This window comes from Pseudomonas sp. NFPP02 (assembly GCF_900119355.1).
In the GTDB taxonomy this organism is placed as follows: domain Bacteria; phylum Pseudomonadota; class Gammaproteobacteria; order Pseudomonadales; family Pseudomonadaceae; genus Aquipseudomonas; species Aquipseudomonas paracarnis.
The window spans coordinates 429,827-446,069 of sequence record NZ_FPJI01000001.1 but is presented as its reverse complement, the minus strand read 5'-3'; the positions used below and the strand labels follow the sequence as shown (position 1 = coordinate 446,069).

The 16,243-nt window shown below is 60.9% G+C and carries 15 protein-coding genes and 1 pseudogene; 7 read left to right on the top strand and 9 right to left on the bottom strand.

The window, feature by feature from the left end; genetic code table 11:
* Positions 1-4: 4 nt before the first annotated feature.
* From BT204_RS02105 to coaBC, 3 genes and pseudogenes are all read right to left on the bottom strand, one after another.
* Positions 5-1,417: pseudogene (locus BT204_RS02105) on the bottom strand (phosphomannomutase/phosphoglucomutase); the annotation flags it as partial.
* 248 nt (positions 1,418-1,665) lie between these two features.
* The gene (dut, locus tag BT204_RS02100; protein WP_054919777.1) at positions 1,666-2,121 is read right to left on the bottom strand and encodes a dUTP diphosphatase; all 456 of its coding nucleotides are present in this window, start codon (positions 2,119-2,121) and stop codon (positions 1,666-1,668) included.
* A 5-nt stretch (positions 2,122-2,126) separates the two neighbouring features.
* Entirely contained in the window at positions 2,127-3,335 is a 1,209-nt protein-coding gene (gene coaBC, locus BT204_RS02095; RefSeq protein WP_003195481.1) for a bifunctional phosphopantothenoylcysteine decarboxylase/phosphopantothenate--cysteine ligase CoaBC, read from the bottom strand.
* 142 nt (positions 3,336-3,477) lie between these two features.
* On the opposite strand from coaBC, the gene radC reads away from it, so the two are divergent.
* Positions 3,478-4,152, top strand: a complete 675-nt coding sequence (radC, locus tag BT204_RS02090; protein ID WP_072445639.1) for a RadC family protein — start codon at positions 3,478-3,480, stop codon at positions 4,150-4,152.
* 125 nt (positions 4,153-4,277) lie between these two features.
* On the opposite strand, the gene BT204_RS02085 is transcribed toward radC, so the two are convergent.
* Positions 4,278-5,870 carry an ABC transporter substrate-binding protein gene (locus BT204_RS02085; RefSeq protein ID WP_072445638.1) on the bottom strand — a complete coding sequence of 531 codons (1,593 nt, stop codon included), beginning with the start codon at positions 5,868-5,870 and terminating at the stop codon, positions 4,278-4,280.
* Between the two features lie 457 nt (positions 5,871-6,327).
* On the opposite strand from BT204_RS02085, the gene rpmB reads away from it, so the two are divergent.
* The gene (gene rpmB / locus BT204_RS02080; RefSeq protein ID WP_003176907.1) at positions 6,328-6,561 is read left to right on the top strand and encodes a 50S ribosomal protein L28; all 234 of its coding nucleotides are present in this window, start codon (positions 6,328-6,330) and stop codon (positions 6,559-6,561) included.
* Positions 6,562-6,572: 11 nt separating this feature from the next.
* Entirely contained in the window at positions 6,573-6,728 is a 156-nt protein-coding gene (gene rpmG, locus BT204_RS02075) for a 50S ribosomal protein L33 (protein WP_003176906.1), read from the top strand.
* Between the two features lie 149 nt (positions 6,729-6,877).
* Here rpmG and BT204_RS02070 read toward each other — a convergent pair whose 3' ends face one another.
* Positions 6,878-7,240 carry a cupin domain-containing protein gene (locus tag BT204_RS02070; RefSeq protein WP_014720478.1) on the bottom strand — a complete coding sequence of 121 codons (363 nt, stop codon included), beginning with the start codon at positions 7,238-7,240 and terminating at the stop codon, positions 6,878-6,880.
* Between the two features lie 230 nt (positions 7,241-7,470).
* Here BT204_RS02070 and BT204_RS02065 point away from each other — a divergent pair, with 230 nt between their 5' ends.
* Together BT204_RS02065 and BT204_RS02060 are read left to right on the top strand one after the other, a co-directional pair.
* A complete protein-coding gene (locus BT204_RS02065) occupies positions 7,471-8,964 on the top strand; it encodes an aldehyde dehydrogenase (protein ID WP_003195472.1) in 1,494 nt (497 codons plus the stop codon).
* Between the two features lie 158 nt (positions 8,965-9,122).
* Positions 9,123-10,265: an MFS transporter gene (locus BT204_RS02060; protein WP_019819806.1), complete on the top strand. Its 1,143-nt coding sequence runs from the start codon at positions 9,123-9,125 to the stop codon at positions 10,263-10,265.
* Positions 10,266-10,392: 127 nt separating this feature from the next.
* On the opposite strand, the gene BT204_RS02055 is transcribed toward BT204_RS02060, so the two are convergent.
* Both BT204_RS02055 and BT204_RS02050 read right to left on the bottom strand, forming a co-directional pair.
* Positions 10,393-11,961 (bottom strand): phospholipase D family protein, encoded by a 1,569-nt coding sequence (locus tag BT204_RS02055; RefSeq protein WP_072445637.1) that lies wholly within the window; start codon positions 11,959-11,961, stop codon positions 10,393-10,395.
* A gap of 61 nt (positions 11,962-12,022) precedes the next feature.
* On the bottom strand, positions 12,023-13,447 hold the full coding sequence (locus tag BT204_RS02050; RefSeq protein WP_072445636.1) for an aminotransferase-like domain-containing protein: 1,425 nt from the start codon (positions 13,445-13,447) through the stop codon (positions 12,023-12,025).
* Between the two features lie 166 nt (positions 13,448-13,613).
* Between BT204_RS02050 and BT204_RS02045 the strand changes: the two genes are divergently transcribed.
* A complete protein-coding gene (locus BT204_RS02045) occupies positions 13,614-13,838 on the top strand; it encodes a DUF1127 domain-containing protein (protein ID WP_072445635.1) in 225 nt (74 codons plus the stop codon).
* Here the strand turns inward: BT204_RS02045 and BT204_RS02040 are convergent, their stop codons facing one another.
* Positions 13,839-15,131, bottom strand: coding sequence for an NAD(P)/FAD-dependent oxidoreductase (locus BT204_RS02040; protein ID WP_072445634.1), 1,293 nt, complete (start codon positions 15,129-15,131; stop codon positions 13,839-13,841).
* Positions 15,132-15,246: 115 nt separating this feature from the next.
* On the opposite strand from BT204_RS02040, the gene BT204_RS02035 reads away from it, so the two are divergent.
* The gene (locus BT204_RS02035; protein WP_072445633.1) at positions 15,247-15,600 is read left to right on the top strand and encodes a YkgJ family cysteine cluster protein; all 354 of its coding nucleotides are present in this window, start codon (positions 15,247-15,249) and stop codon (positions 15,598-15,600) included.
* Between the two features lie 71 nt (positions 15,601-15,671).
* Here BT204_RS02035 and BT204_RS02030 read toward each other — a convergent pair whose 3' ends face one another.
* A complete protein-coding gene (locus tag BT204_RS02030; RefSeq protein WP_003176896.1) occupies positions 15,672-16,160 on the bottom strand; it encodes an Lrp/AsnC ligand binding domain-containing protein in 489 nt (162 codons plus the stop codon).
* Positions 16,161-16,243: the final 83 nt, after the last annotated feature.

Below are 16,243 nucleotides of genomic sequence, written 5' to 3'. Positions count from 1 at the left end.
AAAATCAGAACGGTAATTGGAGATCAGGGGCAACACGTTTCAACTGGGCGTGGAACACGTCCTTGATGCGCTGCAACTCCGCTTCGGTATCCGCCTCGAAACGCAGGACCAGCACCGGTGTGGTGTTGGACGCGCGAACCAGGCCCCAGCCTTTGGCGTAATCGACTCGCACACCATCAATGGTGGTCAGGTTGGCGCCTTCACCCCATTGCGCATCGTGCAATGCGTCAATGATGCTGAATTTGCTCTCCTCGGTCACATGGATATTGATCTCAGGCGTAGAAATATCATTCGGGAAGGTCTGAAACAGCTCTTGCGCCGTGGATTTCTCCTTGCTGAGGATCTCCAGCAGACGAGCGGCGCTGTAAATACCGTCGTCAAACCCGAACCAGCGCTCCTTGAAGAAGACGTGGCCGCTCATTTCACCGGCCAACAGCGCGCCGGTTTCCTTCATTTTCTTTTTGATCAACGAGTGACCGGTCTTCCACATTAGCGGGCGACCACCGTATTCCTTGATCAATGGCGTCAGGCGACGAGTGCATTTCACATCGAAGATGATCTCGGCGTTGGCATTGCGCGCAACCACGTCTCTAGCAAACAGCATCAACAGGCGGTCCGGGAACACGATCTCGCCGGTTTCGGTCACCACGCCCACACGGTCGCCGTCGCCATCGAAGGCCAAGCCGACGTCGGCGCCCACTTCCTTGACCTTGGCAATCAGGTCTACCAGGTTTTCCGGCTTGCCTGGGTCCGGGTGATGGTTGGGGAAGTTGCCGTCTACTTCGCAGAACAGTGGGATCACTTCGCAGTTCAGGGCTTCGAGCAATTGCGGGGCAATCACACCCGCTGCGCCGTTGCCGCAGTCCACCACGACTTTCAAGCGGCGGGCGAGCTTGACGTCGCGAGTGATTTCATCGGAGTAGCGCTGGAGGATATCGACCTTGGTGATGCTGCCGGTGCCGCTGGTCAAGTCGTTGGTCTTCAGGCGGGTGTGCAGAGCCTGGATCTGTTCATTGGCGAGGGTGTCGCCAGCGATGACGATCTTGAAGCCGTTGTAATCCGACGGATTGTGGCTGCCGGTGAGCATGACCCCGGATTTGCCCGCCAGTACGTTGGCGGCGTAGTACAGCGCGGGGGTTGGCACCAGGCCGACGTCGCTGACATGGCAGCCGCTGTCAGCCAGGCCCTGGATGAGTTGCTCGACCAACTCCGGGCCGGACAAGCGGCCGTCACGGCCTACCGAGACGTTGGGTTCGCCTTGGGCCAGGCTCTGGGAGCCGATGGCGCGGCCGATCCAGTAGGCGGTTTCGGCGGTCAGGGTCTTGGGGACCACACCACGGATGTCATAGGCGCGAAAAATGCTGTCGGGAAAGGTCGGGGCTACGCGGGCTGCGGTACTCATCGCGGGGGAAACTCCATCTGAAAGGGGGCAAGGCGGGCCTGATGTGGCTGGCCGGCAGGCTCAAACTGAAGGGTATGACGGCGTTTTCGGCAGAGAGTTCGTGGTGTAAAAATGCCATCGGCGCTTCGGCCTCGGCATTATTTTTACCTAATCCTTTGATTTCATTATAGAAATCTCGATGATCATTTCCGCGCATTCTTTATCCTGAAAGGCCGGGCGGCGGTGTGTGGCCGGTCGATTGCGCCCGGCCACGTTCAGCTTAGTCAGTGACTGCCGGAATGCCCAAAACCGCCTGCACCACGTTGGGTTTCGTCGAATTCCTGCACCAATTCGAAATGCGCCTGCACCACCGGCACCAGTACCAGTTGGGCGATGCGCTCGCCGACGGCGATGTTGAAAGCAGTCTGGCCACGGTTCCAGCACGACACCATCAACTCGCCCTGGTAGTCGGAATCGATCAGGCCGACCAGGTTGCCTAGCACGATGCCATGTTTATGGCCCAAGCCGGAGCGCGGCAGGATCAGCGCCGCCAGGCCAGGATCGCCGACATAGATCGACAAGCCCGTGGGAATCAGGATGGTCTGGCCCGGCTCAAGGACGGTGTCTTGCTTGAGCATGGCGCGCAGGTCCAGGCCGGCGGAGCCCGGCGTGGCGTAGGCCGGCAGGGGAAAGTCGTTGCCGAGGCGTGGGTCGAGGATCTTGGCTTGTAAAGCATGCATGGACATTAAACCTGGTTCAGCCGTTGGGCGATAAAAGAGATCAGTTGGCGGGCAATCTTGCCCTTGCTGGTCTGGGCGAAAAGGGTGGCGTGCAATTCACGGTCGATCACGCTGCACGCATTTTCCTCGCTGTTGAAGCCGATGCTCGGGTTGGCGACATCATTGGCAACGATCAGGTCGAGGTTTTTGTCTTTCAGTTTGCGTGCGGCGTAGTCCAGCAGGTGCTCGGTCTCGGCTGCGAAGCCGACGCTGAACGGACGGTCCGGACGGGTAGCGATGGTGGCCAGGATGTCCGGGTTACGCACCATTTGCAGGAGCAGGCCGTCGCCGCTCGTAGGGTCTTTCTTGAGCTTCTGCGGGGCCACGACCTCGGGTCGGTAATCCGCAACCGCTGCCGAGGCGATAAACAGGTCGCAGGGAATGGCGGCTTCGCAGGCCGCCAACATGTCCCGGGCGCTGACTACGTCGATACGCGTAACGCGATCAGGGGTCGGCAAATGTACCGGGCCGGTTATCAGTGTGACCCGTGCGCCTGCCTCGACCGCAGCTTCTGCCAACGCGAAGCCCATTTTTCCTGAGCTATGGTTGGTGATGTAGCGCACCGGGTCGATGTTTTCCTGGGTCGGGCCGGCGGTGATCAGCACGTGCTTGCCGGTCAGGGCCAGATGCTGGAAGCACTCGGCTGCGCACTGCGCCAGGTCGGTGGCTTCGAGCATGCGGCCCAGGCCGACGTCGCCGCAGGCCTGGCTGCCGGAAGCCGGGCCGAACACCTTGAGGCCGCGGGTTTGCAGGAGTTGGGTATTGGCCTGGGTGGCCGGATCGCGCCACATGGCCTGGTTCATGGCCGGTGCGATAGCGACGGTGGCGTCGGTGGCCAATACCAGGGTGGTGAGCAGGTCATCGGCAATGCCCTGGGCCAGGCGGGCGATCAGGTCGGCAGTGGCCGGGGCTATCAGCACCAGGTCGGCCCATTTGGCCAGTTCGATATGGCCCATGGCGGCTTCTGCGGCCGGGTCCAGCAGGTCGAGGTGAACCGGGTGGCCGGACAACGCTTGCATGGTCAGCGGGGTGATGAACTCACTGCCACCACGGGTCATGACCACGCGCACTTCGGCGCCCTGGTCCAGGAGCCTGCGAACCAACTCTGCGCTCTTGTAGGCGGCAATGCCGCCGCCGACGCCGAGAACGATGCGTTTCCGATACAGACGCTGCATTGGTTTGCCTTTCCAGTTCAGTGATGCCAGTTCAATGACACCTGCGATGACCCCTCCCCAGGTGAAATCGCAGGCAAAAAAGAGGGCCCTACGATAACACAGCGCCCGCCGGGCAACAGCGGAGCAGATACAGGGAGGTGGGATGAGTATTCGTGATTGGCCCGTGGCAGAGCGTCCACGGGAGAAGTTATTGGAAGGCGGCGCGGCGAGCCTGTCTGATGCCGAGCTGTTGGCGATCTTCCTGCGTACGGGGGTGGCCGGCCGAAGTGCGGTGGATCTGGCGCGCCATCTGTTGGCCCAATTCGGTGGCCTGCGCCCGTTACTGGAGGCCAGCCAGACGCTGTTCAGCCAGCATCTGGGGCTGGGGCCGGCGAAGTTTGCCCAGTTGCAGGCGGTGTTGGAGATGTCCCGGCGCCACCTGGCTGAGCGCTTGCGGGCTGACTCTGTGCTGGAAAGCCCGCTGGCCGTGCGCGAGTACCTCAAGGCACTGCTGCGCCATGAGCCCCATGAGATCTTCGGCTGCCTGTTCCTGGACTCCAAGCATCGGGTGCTAGGGTTCGAGGTCATGTCCCAAGGCACGATCGACGCTGCGATTGTCTACCCGCGACAGGTGGTCAAGCGCGCCTTGGCGTACAACTCGGCGGCATTGATCCTGTGTCATAACCATCCGTCGGGAAGCACGGAGCCCAGCGCGGCTGATCGAAAATTGACCAAGCTGCTGCAAAAGGCGCTGGACGTGGTGGATGTGCGGGTGCTGGACCACATCATCGTGGGCGATGGTGACCCGCTGTCTATGGCTGAATACGGTTGGCTGTAACGGCCCTGCCTCTGTAGGAGCTTGCTCGCGAAAAACCAGAGGGCCCCGTGGGGTGTCAGGTTTTTCCGCGTCATCGTTGACGATTTTCGCGAGCAAGCTCGCTCCTACAGGTGGGGGGTTGTGCCTTAGGGCTTGAGGCTGACTTTCGAATAGTCCTGGCGCCCGAACGGGCTTACCTGGTACCCCTGGATGTTCTGGCGGGTCAAGGCAAACGCCGTCGGATGCGCCAGTGGCAGCCACAGCGCCTGTTGCTGGATCTGCGCCTGGGCCTGCTGATACAGCTTGCTGCGCACACCTTGCTCACTGGTGGTTTTGCCCGCACTGATCAACTTATCCAGGGTGGGGTCGCAATAGCGGGCAAAGTTGGTGCCGGACTTTACCGCGGCGCAGGAGAACTGCGGCGTCAGGAAGTTATCCGGGTCGCCGTTGTCCCCGGCCCAGCCCATGAACAGCAAGTCGTGCTCGCCGGCCTTGGCGCGGCGGATCAACTCGCCCCATTCGATCACGCGAATCTCGGCCTGGATGCCAACCTTGGCCAGGTCGGCCTGCAACAGTTGGGCGCCGAGGTTCGGGTTGGGGTTCAGCAGGCTGCCGGTAGGGCGGGTCCATATTGTGGTCTTGAAGCCGTCCTTGAGCCCGGCGCGGCCCAGCAGCGCCTTGGCTTTGGCGAGGTCCTGCGGGTAGCCTGGCAACTCTTTGGCATAGCTCCAGGTGTTCGGCGGGTAGACACCGTTGGCCGCTTCGGCGGTGCCTTCGAATACGGCCTTGAGGTAGCTGTCCTTATCAAAGGCCAGGTTGATCGCCTGGCGCACTTCGGGCTTGTCCAGCGGTGGGTGCTGGCTGTTGATAGCGACGAACGCGGTCATGAAGGCGGCGGTTTTTTCCACCTTCAGCGCCGCGTCTTTTTCGGCCTCGCCCACATCCAGGGGCTTGGGTGACAGGGCGATCTGGCATTCATCGCGGTGCAGCTTCTGCAGGCGTACGTTGGCGTCCGGGGTGATGGCGAAAATCAGGTTGTCCACCGCCGGTTTGCCGGCGAAGTAGTCCGGGTTGGCCTTGTAACGCACCACGGCATCTTTCTGGAACCGCACGAACACAAACGGGCCGGTGCCGATTGGCTGGCTGTTGAGCTTCTCGGGTGTGCCGGCCTTGAGCAATTTATCGGCATATTCAGCCGGATAGATCGACGCAAAGCCCATGCTCAGTGCTGGGAGGAAGGTGGAATCGGCATGGTCGAGGGTGAAGCGTACGGTCAGTGGGTCAAGGGCGTCGATTTTCTTGACCAGTGCCGGCAATTGCAGGGACTGGGCGTGAGGAAAGCCGCTCTGGGCGATCTTGTGCCACGGGTTGGCCGGGTCGAGCATGCGCTCGAAGCTGAAGCGTACATCTTCGGCCGTCAGGGTGCGGCTTGGGCTGAAATAGCTGGTGCGATGGAATTTCACATCGGGGTGCAGTTTGAAGGTGTACGTCAGCCCATCGGGCGACACTTCCCAGCTATCTGCAAGGCTCGGTACCAACTTGCCACTGGCCGCGTCGAATTCCACCAAACGGTTCATCAGCACGTCGGCCGAGGCGTTGGTGGTGGTCAGTGAGTTGTACTGCACCACATCGAACCCTTCGGGGCTGGCCTCGGTGCATACGCTCAAGTTGGTGGCCGCAACGGCCATCGGCGCAATAAAGAGAGGGGCAAGCAATAGCGGTAGGGCAGCGAGGCGCATATTCGGTTTCCTGTGCAGATCGAAGGCCCATCTGCGAGTGCAGTCTGGAAAAAGCCTACCGTAGAGGTCTGATTGATAAATGACTAGCCCATTTTTGCCTGTGCTTTTGGCCAAAATGCTGTTTTGATGGCGCCTCAGCGTGTTTCGCCGTGCACTTCCCTGTGACCGCAGACGTTGTAAATCATTCTGTGCGACGAGCGGTCGGCTGTTACAGCGGCCCCTCCTGGCAGCGGTTCAGGCACTTGTGGCCAAGATTTACGCTGCTAAAAGTACACAGGTTGTTGTTGCACTGGGGTCTTTCTGGTATAAAGCAGCGCTCTTTTCTAGGGGCCCGGTTCCTTCACTGTAGGTGTAGCCGGTAAGACCCTAAAGAAACGCGGCGCCTGGCGCCAAATGACTGAGAGATTAAGCGGCCAACCCATGCCGGGTTGGGCATGTGGTTTTAGAGGGCTGAGGCATGTCGAGAGTCTGTCAAGTTACCGGTAAGGGTCCGGTGACTGGGAATAACATTTCCCACGCAAATAACAAAACCCGTCGTCGTTTCCTGCCGAACCTGCAGCATCACCGCTTCTGGGTTGAAGAAGAGAAACGTTTTGTTCGCCTGCGTGTATCTGCTAAAGGCATGCGTATTATCGACAAGCGTGGCATCACTGTCGTGCTGGCCGAAATCCGCGCCGCTGGCAAGATCTAAGGAGCTCTATCATGCGTGAATTGATTCGAATGATCTCTAGCGCCGGTACTGGTCACTTCTACACTACCGACAAGAACAAGCGTACTACCCCGGACAAGCTCGAAAAGAAAATGTTCGACCCGCGCGTTCGCAAGCACGTGATCTACAAAGAAGGCAAAATCAAGTAATTGATTTTCTTCCTTGTGAAAAAAAGCCCGTATCTCACGATGCGGGCTTTTTTTTGCCTGATCGTTCCCACGCTCTGCTGATCGTTCCCACGCTCTGCGTGGGAACGCCGTCTCGGACGCTCAGCGTCCCGTTGTCGATCAATCAATGATCAGGCTTTCTCTTCAAACACCACGTAGATCTTGCGGCACGCTTCCAGCACTTCCCAGGTACCACTGAAACCGGCAGGGATCACAAAGCGGTCGCCGGCCCGCAGTGTCTTGGCATTCCCCTCAGCATCGCGCAACACCGACACGCCTTGCACGATCTCGCAGTACTCATGCTCGGTGTAATTGACCTTCCACTGGCCCACTTCACCTTCCCAGACGCCGGCGTTCATCTGGCCGCATGGGCTGTTGTAGTGGTTGTAGAGTGTCTGCTCGGGATCGCCCTTGAGGATTTTCTCGGCGGCAGGGCGGTAGCGTTCGGGGGCGGTGTTGGCTTGGCTGAAATCGACGATGTCCTGGATGCTCATGTGCATTTCCCGTCTGGCCTGCGGTTGGAGAGCCCAAAGTCTATGTTTATTAAAATGAACATCGCAAGGGCGTTTGCCGCCGTTCTGTCAAATATATTGAAACATCCCCAGCCGCTGGTTTAGGGTGGCAGCTGCCTTGAGCCGAACAGCAGGCTGGTCGGGCAAGCATTCGTGATGGCGCCGGGATAAACCTCCCAGGCCCTTGTATTCAATAAGAGGAGGACACTCGCATGACCACCCTGACCCGTGCCGACTGGGAACAACGCGCCAAGGCTCTGAAGATCGAAGGCCGCGCCTATATCAATGGCGAATACACCGCCGCCGTTTCCGGTGACACCTTCGAATGCATCAGCCCGGTGGATGGGCGCTTGCTGGCCACTGTCGCCAGCTGTGATGCCAGCGATGCCCAGCGCGCCGTGGAAAATGCGCGTGCCACTTTCAATTCCGGCGTGTGGTCGCGCCTGGCACCAGCCAAGCGCAAGTCCGTCATGATCCGTTTCGCCGCGCTGCTCAAGGCTAACGCCGAAGAGCTGGCGCTGCTTGAAACCCTGGATATGGGCAAGCCCATCAGCGATTCCCTGAACATCGACGTCCCCGGCGCGGCGCAAGCCCTGAGCTGGAGCGGCGAGGCGATCGACAAGATCTACGACGAAGTCGCCGCCACGCCCCACGATCAACTGGGCCTGGTGACCCGCGAGCCCGTCGGTGTTGTTGGCGCCATCGTGCCGTGGAACTTCCCGTTGATGATGGCGTGCTGGAAACTCGGCCCGGCGCTGTCCACCGGCAACTCTGTCATCCTGAAGCCGTCCGAAAAATCCCCGCTCACCGCCATCCGCATCGCCGCGTTGGCCGTTGAGGCTGGTATTCCAAAGGGCGTGTTCAACGTGCTGCCTGGCTATGGTCACACCGTCGGTAATGCCCTGGCGGTGCATATGGACGTCGATACCCTGGTGTTCACGGGCTCCACCAAGATCGCCAAGCAACTGTTGATCCGCTCCGGCGAGTCGAACATGAAGCGTGTATGGCTGGAAGCCGGTGGCAAGAGCCCGAACATCGTGTTTGCCGACGCGCCGAACCTGCAAGCGGCGGCCGAATCCGCCGCCAGCGCCATTGCCTTCAACCAGGGCGAAGTCTGCACTGCCGGCTCGCGCCTGCTGGTCGAGCGTTCGATCAAAGACACCTTCCTGCCGCTGGTGATCGAGGCCCTCAAGGGCTGGAAACCCGGCAATCCACTGGACCCAGCCACCACTGTGGGTGCATTGGTGGATACGCAGCAGATGAACACCGTGCTTTCGTACATTGAAGCCGGCCACGCCGACGGCGCCAAGCTGGTCGCGGGTGGCAAGCGCACCCTGGAAGAGTCCGGCGGCACCTACGTCGAGCCGACGATTTTCGACGGCGTGACCAATGCCATGAAGATCGCCCAGGAAGAGATCTTTGGCCCGGTCCTGTCGGTGATCACTTTCGACAGCGCCGAAGAAGCCATCGCCATCGCCAACGACACCCAATACGGCCTGGCTGCGGCGGTGTGGACGGCGGACATCTCCAAGGCACACTTGACGGCCAAGGCTCTGCGCGCCGGCAGCGTGTGGGTTAACCAGTACGATGGCGGCGACATGACTGCACCGTTCGGTGGTTTCAAGCAGTCGGGTAATGGCCGCGACAAGTCGCTGCATGCATTCGACAAGTACACCGAGCTGAAGGCGACCTGGATCAAGCTCTAAGCAACACTGCTGATCCCCCTGTAGGAGCGAGCTTGCTCGCGAAGAACCTGAAGGCGCCGCGTTTATCCAGCATGAACGCGTCATCGTTAACGTTTTTCGCGAGCAAGCTCGCTCCTACAGTCGTTTTGCGAAGCAGAATTATTCACAGGAGCGTGGCAATGCGTTGGGCGACATATTTCGCCGTGCTGGCGTCGGTACTCAGCGTTGGCCTGGCTCTGGGTGTCAGCATGCCGTTGGTATCCCTGCGTCTTGAAGGCTGGGGTTATGGCAGTTTCGCTATTGGCGTGATGGCGGCGATGCCGGCATTCGGCGTACTGCTAGGTGCCAAGGTCTCCAGCCGCATGGCGTCCTGGCTCGGCACTGCCAACCTGATGCGCCTGTGCCTGTGGGCCGGTGCGGTGTCCATCGGCTTGCTGGCGATCCTGCCCAGCTACCCGGTGTGGCTGGTGCTCAGGCTGATGATCGGGGTGATCCTGACCATCGTATTTATCCTGGGTGAAAGCTGGATCAACCAATTGGTGGTCGAGCAGTGGCGTGGCCGCCTGGTGGCGCTCTACGGCTGCAGCTATGCCTTGAGCCAGCTGTCGGGGCCGTTGCTGTTGGGCCTGATTGGCACCGACCATGACTACGGCTTCTGGGTCGGCGCGGGCCTTTTGGTGGTGGCGCCGCTGCTGTTGCTGGGACGTACCGGGGCGCCGACGGCGGATTCGTTCAGCGTGACCTTTGGCGACCTGTGGCGCTTTTGCCTGGGCCTGCCGGCGATTGCCTGGGCCGTGGCGTTGTTTGCTGCGTTCGAAGCGATGATCCTGACGCTGTTGCCGGTGTACTGCCTGCAACAGGGTTTTACTGCCGAGATCGCCTTGGCGATGGTCAGCACGGTGGTGGTGGGCGATGCGTTGCTGCAATTGCCCATTGGCGCGCTGGCCGACTATCTGCCGCGACGTACCCTGTTTCTGGCCTGTGCACTGCTGTTGCTGGCGTCGAGCCTTGCGGTGCCGTTATTGATGCACACGTTGCTGATCTGGCCGGTGTGGGTGCTGTTCGGTGCCAGTGCCGGTGGGTTGTTCACCTTGTCGCTGATTTTGATTGGCGAGCGCTACCGCGACGATGCGTTGGTGCGTGCCAACGCTCACGTGGCGCAGCTGTGGGGTATTGGCTGTCTGATCGGGCCGCTGGTGGCGGGGGCGGGCAGCCAGTGGATCAGTGGGCATGCGCTGCCGCTGTTGATGGCGGCCGGGGCGCTGGGGTTGGTGGTGCTGTTGCTGCGTCAGGGGGCTTTCGGCGCTACGCAGCCGGCCTGACCTCGAAATGCAATCAATTGTGGGAGCCGGGCTTGCCTGCGATAACGGTTTGCCAGTCGCTTATGTGTTGCCTGGCACACCGCTATCGCGGGCAAGCCCGGCTCCCACAGGTGATGTGCAGTGTTTTTTAGAGCATGCGTTCCAGGCCAACACTGGTGGCGAACCAGGCATTGAACCGTCGCCACCAACTGCCCGGTTCGCGGGTCAGGGTGTGCATCTGGCCGTTGTCTTCTGTCACCCACACCACCTGGCTGTCCTGCAGTTTGGCCTCATAGCTCAACGCCGGCGCCATACCTTCCAGCGCCAGGTTGCGCACGTGTTCGGCCAGCTCTGGGCTGTCCACCAGTACGCCGACTTCGGTATTCCACAACACTGAGCGCGGGTCGAAATTGAACGAGCCGATAAACGACTTTTCTCGGTCGAAGATCATCGCCTTGCTGTGCAGGCTGGAGTCCGAGCCGCACCAGCTGCCATGCCGAAACAGGTGCGGGCCGCTGCTTGCGCTGGGGTCGCCCGGTTGCCGGCGCAGCTCATAGAGCTTTACCCCGTGCTCCAGCAGCGCCTTGCGATACGGCGCATAACCGCCGTGCACGGCCGGTACGTCGGTGGCTTCGAGGGCGTTGGTCAGCAGGCGCACCGAAACACCCGCATCGGCACGCCCTGTGAGGTAGACCAGCCCAGGTTGGCCCGGTACGAAGTAAGCCGAAATCATGATCAGCTCATGGCTGACACCCGCCAGCTCTGGCGCCAGCTGAGTGGTCAGCAGCAGTCGAGGGTCGGGGTCGGCCTTGGCCAGTACCTTGCTCGGCGCGTCCCACAGCGCCTGGTTCCAGGCCCAGATCAACTCGCGGCGCCAGATGTCCATGCGGGGCTGGGTCTGGTAAGTGCGCAGGCGGTTATACAGCGCGTGGTTCTGTTGACGGGACTGATCCAGGGAGGCTTCAAGGCGCCCGCGGGCGACGGCGAGGTCGACCTTGGAGGGTTTGTTCGAGACGAAGTCATCGATAGGCTTGCTCAAGGCGCTGTTCCAGTACTGGTCGAAGCTGTGACCCAATTGCTCGGCCACCGGCCCGACGCTGAGCATGTCGATATCGGTGAAATTCAGGTTCGGTTCGGCGTCAAAATACTCGTCGCCCAGATTGCGCCCGCCAACGATGGCCACGCTGTTATCGGCCAGCCACAGCTTGTTATGCATGCGCCGGTGTTGCAGTGACAGGTTGAATACACGGCCCATGGCGCGCGTGACGCCGGTGCTACGGCCCAGATGCAGCGGGTTGAACAGGCGTATCTGCACCTTGGGATGGGCGGCGAGGGTGGCGATGATCTGGTCGAGGCCATCGCTGGTGGTGTCGTCCAGCAGAATCCGCACGCGCACCCCGCGGTCGGCGGCCTTGAGCAGTTCGTCCACAAGCATGCGTGTGCTGATGCCGTCGTGCACGATGTAGTACTGCAAGTCGAGGCTGGTCTGGGCGTTGCGAATCAACTCGGCGCGAGCCATGAAAGCCTCACTGCTGTTGGGCAGCAAGCGGAAGCCCGAGCGTCCTTGGTAGGGGGCGGCCTGGGCCTGGATCGAGCGACCGAACGAGGAGTCCTTCGCCGGCAGGGCATCGCTGGGGATGCGCGGGGTGTCGACCGTGGCACAGCCGCCCAGGGCCAGGGCGCCCAGCAGGCAAAACGGTAAAAGCCGTCGAATCATCAAGGAAACTGCTTCCAGGTCAGGGCGGTTGTGGCATATGACGGCAATTGCTCGGGAAAGGTCAGTCCGCCGTCTCTTCCAGCATCTTGCCAGCGGCAGCACCTACCTTGCACACGGCCTCTTCAATCTGCGTCGTTGGCTTGGCAGCGTAGTTCATGCGCAAGCAGTTACGGTACTTGCCGGAGGCGGAGAAGATGCTGCCTACAGCCACCTGTACACCTTGTTCCACCAGCACGCGGTTGAGCTTCAAGGTGTCGAAGCCCTCCGGCAGCTCAATCCATAGCATGAAGCTGCCTTGGGGCCGGCTGGCGCGCGTGCCAGCGGGGAAATAACGGCTGACCCAATCGAGCATCAAGTCGCGATTACGCTGGTATTGGGTGCGCATCCTACGTAAATGAGGTTCGAAATGACCGCCTTTGAGGAATTCGGCAATGGCAATCTGCGGCTGTGTGGCCGTAGAGCCGGTGCTGATGTATTTCATGTGCAGCACCCGCTCCAGATAGCGTCCCGGTGCGACCCAACCAATGCGCAGGCCGGGCGCCAGGGTTTTGGAGAACGAGCTGCACAGCAGCACACGGCCGTCTTCATCGAAGGATTTGATGGTGCGCGGGCGTGGGTAGCTGTAGGCCAACTCGCCATACACATCGTCTTCGATAATCGCCACGTCAAAGCGCTGGGCCAGGGTCAGCAAGGCGCGTTTACGGGCTTCCGGCATGATGTAGCCCAAGGGGTTGTTGCAGTTTGGGGTGAGCTGGATGACTTTGATCGGCCACTGTTCCAGCGCCAGTTCCAAGGCCTCCAGGCTGATGCCGGTGAGCGGGTCGGTAGGGATTTCCAGGGCTTTCATGCCCAGGCCCTTGAGGGTCTGCATGGCGCCGTGGAAGCTGGGCGAATCCACCGCGACGATATCGCCGGGCTCACAAATCGCGTGAATGCTGGCGGAGAGGGCTTCGTGGCAACCGGTGGTGATCACGATGTCTTCGGCGCTCAGTTGGCAGCCGGAGTCCAATGACAGCCGGGCGATTTGCTCACGCAGTTCCATACAGCCAAGGATATTGTCGTAATACAGCCCCGGCAGGTCTTGGCGCCGGCTGACACGGGCGAGGCTACGCAGCAACGGCTTCAAGGTAGGCGACAATACATCCGGCATGCCTCGGCCCATCTGTATGACGTCTTTGCGCGGCACCGCACGAATCAGTTCCAGCACCAGGTCCCACTGGGAGATTTCCACTGGCCGTTGGGCCGGGCGGCCTATCTCGGGCAGTGCCGGCAGTTCACGGCCCACCGGAACAAAATAGCCCGACTTGGGCTTGGGCATCGCCAGGCCGTTGTCTTCGAGCAACCGATACGCCTGCTGCACGGTGCTCAGGCTCACCCCATGTTCCACACTCAAGGCCCGCACCGAGGGCAGTCGATCGCCCGGACGATAGAAGCCCTGTTCAATACGGGTGCCGAGCAATTCGGCGAGGTTGACGTAAAGGGTCATGGTGGTCGCTCCCGAGGGACCAGTACAGATAGGGGGAAAATACAGGATTCAGCCACGCAGAGGCAGCATCTGTATGTATTTATTAAAAATTAGCTGAATCTGTAATGGTACTGGCCGCCCGCGCATGCTGATCACTCAAGACAACAGGCCAATGAGGGGCAGTCAAATGAGCGGCATGAGCGATGTACGGCTGGCGTTACGCAGTCAGGAACTGGACGTGGCGCAGGAGCAGGTGATCACTGCCTCGGCTTCTGGCCGCTGGAATCTGTTCTGGCGCCGTCGCCATACGCGCAAGGCCCTGCTGGACCTGAGCCGCGAGCAGTTACGCGACATCGGGCTGACCGCCGAGCAGGCGCGCCGTGAGGGTTTGAAACCCTTCTGGCGCGATTGATCAGAGCAGTTCTTTGAGGCGGTGCCAGAGCATCCCCAGTGCCAGCAGCGGCGAACGCAGGTGTTTACCGCCGGGGAAGGTGATGTGTGGCACTTGGGCGAACAGATCGAAACGCCCCTGTTGCTGGCCGCTGATGGCCTCGGCCAGCAGCTTGCCCGCCAGGTGCGTGGCGTTGAGGCCATGGCCGGCATAGGCCTGGGCGTAATACACGTTGGGTTGATCGGCCAGGCGGCCAATCTGCGGCAGGCGGTTGGCGCCGATGCCGATCATGCCGCCCCATTGGTAGTCGATTTTCACATCTGCCAATTGGGGGAATACCTGCAGCATCTTCGGTCGCATGTAGGCGCCGATGTCCTTGGGGTCTCGACCGGAGTAGTGGCAGGCGCCGCCGAACAACAGGCGACGGTCGGCGGACAGGCGGAAGTAATCCACCGTCACGCGCTGGTCACACACGGCCATGTTCTGCGGTAACAGGCGGGTGGCTTGCGCCTCGCTCAAGGGCTCGGTGGCAATGATGTAGCTGCCGGCAGGCAACACCTTGCCGCTCAGTTGCGGGTTGAGCCCGTTCAGGTAGGCGTTGCAGGCCAGTACCAGGGTCTTGGCGCGCACAGTGCCTTGGGCGGTATGCACCTTGACCTCAGGGCCATAGTCGATACGGGTCACTTGGGATTGCTCGTACAGCGCCACGCCCAACTGCTGGGCAACGGCAGCCTCACCCAGTGCCAGATTCAGCGGGTGCAGATGGCCGGAACCCATGTCGATCATGCCGCCTACATAGCGGTCAGAGCCGATTACCGTGCCCATCTCGCTGGCTTGCAACAGGCGCACTTCGTGGCGGTAACCGAGGCTGCGCAGCTCTTCGGCATCCTGGGCCAGGCCCTGCAGGTCGCGGGGTTTGTTGGCCAGGTCGCAGTAGCCCCAGGTCAGGTCACAGGGGATCTGGAAGCGCTCCACACGCTCGCGCACGATCTCCACGGCTTCCAGGCCCATCAGCTTCATCTGGCGCACGCCGTCGCTGCCGATCACCTGGGTGAACTGATCCAGCCCGTGGCCGACACCGCGAATCAACTGGCCGCCATTGCGCCCGCTGGCGCCCCAACCGATTTTGCGCGCCTCCAGCAACACCACGCGAAAGCCGCGCTCGGCCAACTCCAGGGCGGTGTTGAGCCCGGAGAACCCCCCGCCGATCACACAGACATCGGCGTTCACCTCACCCGTCAGCGTCGGGTAATCCGGTTGCGGGACGCTGCTGGCGGCGTAGTAGGAAGCGGTGTGCCGGGCGCTGGCGGTCATGGGGAACCTCCCTGTCTGGAAAATTTGACGCAGGATACAGGGGTCGCACGACGCTGTCTGCGCGGGGCTTTTTGCGTCAGAATCCACGTCTATTCGCCGTTCGGTATGGGTTTCGATGAGTTGCAACAGTCAGAAAATCAGCGCGCTGCGTCGCCAGATTCCTTCGTTCGAGTGCGTCCCCGGTTGCCACGACTGCTGTGGGCCGGTGACCACCTCGCCCGAGGAAATGTCGCGTCTGCCGCGCAAGACCGCTGCCGAGCAAGAGGCGGCGATGGACGAGCTGAGCTGCGTACACCTGGGGCCCAAGGGTTGCACGGTGTATGACGAGCGGCCGCTGATCTGTCGCCTGTTCGGCACCACCAAGACCTTGCCGTGCCCTAATGGCCGCCGGCCAGTGGAGCTGATTCATCCGCGGGTGGAGAAGCAGATTCATGAGTACATGGCGAGTACCCGACAGGTGCTGGTCTAGCGGATGTACTCGGTTAAAACTGTGGGAGCTGGCTTGCCAGCTCCCACATTTGACCGTGTTGTGTCAGTGGGTCAGTCAGGGATCGGCAGGTTCAGGCTCTCTTTCACCTCTTCCATCACGATATAGCTTTTGGATTCCCGCACATGGGGGAGTTTGAGCAGGATATCGCCCAGCAATTTGCGGTACGACGCCATCTCCGAGATTCGCGCTTTCACCAGGTAGTCGAAATCACCCGACACGAGATGGCATTCCAGCACGTGAGGCAGTTTCAGCACGGCTCGGCGAAATTCTTCAAAGGTGTCACCCGACTTGTAATCCAGGCTGATCTCGACAAATACCAGCAAACTTCCCTTCAAATGCTGGGGATTGAGCCGTGCGTTGTAGCCCATGATGATCCCTTCGCGCTCCAGGCGCCGCACGCGCTCGGTGCAGGGCGTGGTGGACAGCCCGACCTTTTCCCCCAGCTCCGTGAACGAGATGCGCCCGTCGGTTTGTAGGATGCGCAGGATATTGCGGTCGATCTTGTCCAGCTCCCGCTTGGTCTGGGTGTTGGTACGCATAGGGGATACGCCTCTGTCAAAAGGGTTTTTGCCAAGAATTGTCGCCAAATATAGGCATTTATATAGTGAAATGCACTGCCGAT

Excerpts from the sequence above, each read along its gene's own strand:
- dut (WP_054919777.1), bottom strand. The coding sequence starts at position 2,121 with ATGCATGCTTTACAAGCCAAGATCCTCGACCCACGCCTCGGCAACGAC.
- coaBC (WP_003195481.1), bottom strand. The coding sequence starts at position 3,335 with ATGCAGCGTCTGTATCGGAAACGCATCGTTCTCGGCGTCGGCGGCGGC.
- radC (WP_072445639.1), top strand. The coding sequence starts at position 3,478 with ATGAGTATTCGTGATTGGCCCGTGGCAGAGCGTCCACGGGAGAAGTTA.
- BT204_RS02085 (WP_072445638.1), bottom strand. The coding sequence starts at position 5,870 with ATGCGCCTCGCTGCCCTACCGCTATTGCTTGCCCCTCTCTTTATTGCG.
- rpmB (WP_003176907.1), top strand. The coding sequence starts at position 6,328 with ATGTCGAGAGTCTGTCAAGTTACCGGTAAGGGTCCGGTGACTGGGAAT.
- rpmG (WP_003176906.1), top strand. The coding sequence starts at position 6,573 with ATGCGTGAATTGATTCGAATGATCTCTAGCGCCGGTACTGGTCACTTC.
- BT204_RS02070 (WP_014720478.1), bottom strand. The coding sequence starts at position 7,240 with ATGAGCATCCAGGACATCGTCGATTTCAGCCAAGCCAACACCGCCCCC.
- BT204_RS02065 (WP_003195472.1), top strand. The coding sequence starts at position 7,471 with ATGACCACCCTGACCCGTGCCGACTGGGAACAACGCGCCAAGGCTCTG.
- BT204_RS02060 (WP_019819806.1), top strand. The coding sequence starts at position 9,123 with ATGCGTTGGGCGACATATTTCGCCGTGCTGGCGTCGGTACTCAGCGTT.
- BT204_RS02055 (WP_072445637.1), bottom strand. The coding sequence starts at position 11,961 with ATGATTCGACGGCTTTTACCGTTTTGCCTGCTGGGCGCCCTGGCCCTG.
- BT204_RS02050 (WP_072445636.1), bottom strand. The coding sequence starts at position 13,447 with ATGACCCTTTACGTCAACCTCGCCGAATTGCTCGGCACCCGTATTGAA.
- BT204_RS02045 (WP_072445635.1), top strand. The coding sequence starts at position 13,614 with ATGAGCGGCATGAGCGATGTACGGCTGGCGTTACGCAGTCAGGAACTG.
- BT204_RS02040 (WP_072445634.1), bottom strand. The coding sequence starts at position 15,131 with ATGACCGCCAGCGCCCGGCACACCGCTTCCTACTACGCCGCCAGCAGC.
- BT204_RS02035 (WP_072445633.1), top strand. The coding sequence starts at position 15,247 with ATGAGTTGCAACAGTCAGAAAATCAGCGCGCTGCGTCGCCAGATTCCT.
- BT204_RS02030 (WP_003176896.1), bottom strand. The coding sequence starts at position 16,160 with ATGCGTACCAACACCCAGACCAAGCGGGAGCTGGACAAGATCGACCGC.